Raw genomic sequence first — 1,406 nt, 5'->3', positions numbered from 1 at the left:
CGGAAGATTTCAAGTCCAGTGAGACGGTCGTGACGCTATGAGGTTTGTGGTGCGGGTTCCCTGCGCTTGCTGGGGTCGTTGATCCATGCCGTCTGCGGGATCTCGGGCGGCCGGGGACGGCGTCCGAAGCGTTCGGGATGCCGGGCGTATGCCTCGGCAAGGGTGACGGCCCGCTGGTCGCGGATCTCCTCGGCGGTGCCGAAGTGGACGCTGGCGGGCGTGTGGAGGCCGATGCCTGAGTGCCGGTGCTCGTGGTTGTAGTACGAGATGAAGGCGTCGAACCATTCGCGGGCGTGGGCCAGGGAATCGAACCGCTGCGGGAAGTCGGCCATGTACTTGGTGGTCTTGAACTGGGCCTCGCTGTACGGGTTGTCGTTGGAGACCTTGGGGCGCGAGTGGCTCCTGGTGACGCCGAGCTCGGTCAGCAGCTGGGAGACCTTCTTGGAGGTCATCGAGGTGCCGCGGTCGGCGTGCACGGTCTCGGGGACGATGCCGTTGCGCTCGATGGCCTCGCGGATCAACTCCTCGGCCCGCTCAGCTGATTCGACCAGTTCGACGGTGTGGCCGACGATGTAGCGGCTAAAGATGTCGATGATCACGTAGGCGTGGTACCAGATGCCCTTGCCGGGGCCGGCGGCCTTGGTGATGTCCCACGACCACACCTGCGAGGGCGCGGTGGCGACCAGCTCGGGCACCGTCCTTGCCGGGTGGACGGCCTGGCGGCGGCGCTCGCCGTTCTGCCCGTGTTCGCGCAGGATCCGGTACATCGTGGAGACCGAGCAGTGATAGCGCCCGGTATCGAGCTCGCGGGCCCAGATCTGCGCGGGCGGCAGCTCGGCGTACTCGGGGCTGTTCATCAACGCCAGGACCGCATCACGCTCTTCGGCCGTCAGGGCCGACGGCTGGACCTGCGGGGACCTGGGCCGGCGCGGGGGCGGCGGTTTCAGCCTGCGGTAGTGGGTGGCCCGGGAGCGGCCGGTCAGCCGGCACGCGGCCGTGGTGCCCAGCTCGTGTTCGACGGCGGTGAACGCCTCCTCCACGACCGGGTCGGCGGCGTGCGTCAGTCCGCGCTCTCGGAGATCATTTCCAAGAGCGCCGACGCTTTTCCCAGAACCTCCAGCGCGGCCTTGTTCCGGGCGAGTTCCTTCTCCAGCCGTTCCACCTGCCGGCGCAGCTTCTCGTTCTCGGCCTCGGCGGCGGACTTCTTCGGGCGGGCCGGGCTCGTTCGGTGGTCGACCAGGTTTTCCAAGGCCCCGGCATCGCGTGCGGCCCGCCACTCGGTGACGTGGGAGTGGTACAGGCGCTCGCGGCGCAGGACCGCGCCCTTCTCACCCTCGGGTGCGGCGTCGTACTCGGCGACGATCCGCAGCTTGTACTCGGGGCTGAACGTGCGGCGCTTCGGCCGG

General features: G+C 68.7%; 2 protein-coding genes. Both read right to left on the bottom strand.

All coding sequences use genetic code 11. The features are described from left to right. Positions 1-35 precede the first annotated feature (35 nt). Complete coding sequence (locus VM95_RS37535) at positions 36-1,040, bottom strand: IS3 family transposase (RefSeq protein ID WP_033356094.1); 1,005 nt, start codon at positions 1,038-1,040, stop codon at positions 36-38. A gap of 20 nt (positions 1,041-1,060) precedes the next feature. Continuing rightward, a partial coding sequence (locus VM95_RS37530; RefSeq protein ID WP_045705898.1) for a transposase occupies positions 1,061-1,406 on the bottom strand: 346 nt, incomplete at its 5' end.

Source organism: Streptomyces rubellomurinus (assembly GCF_000961885.1).
Lineage (GTDB): Bacteria > Actinomycetota > Actinomycetes > Streptomycetales > Streptomycetaceae > Kitasatospora > Kitasatospora rubellomurina.
The sequence above is the reverse complement of the archived record's forward strand: the minus strand, read 5'-3'. Positions and strand labels throughout refer to the sequence as shown.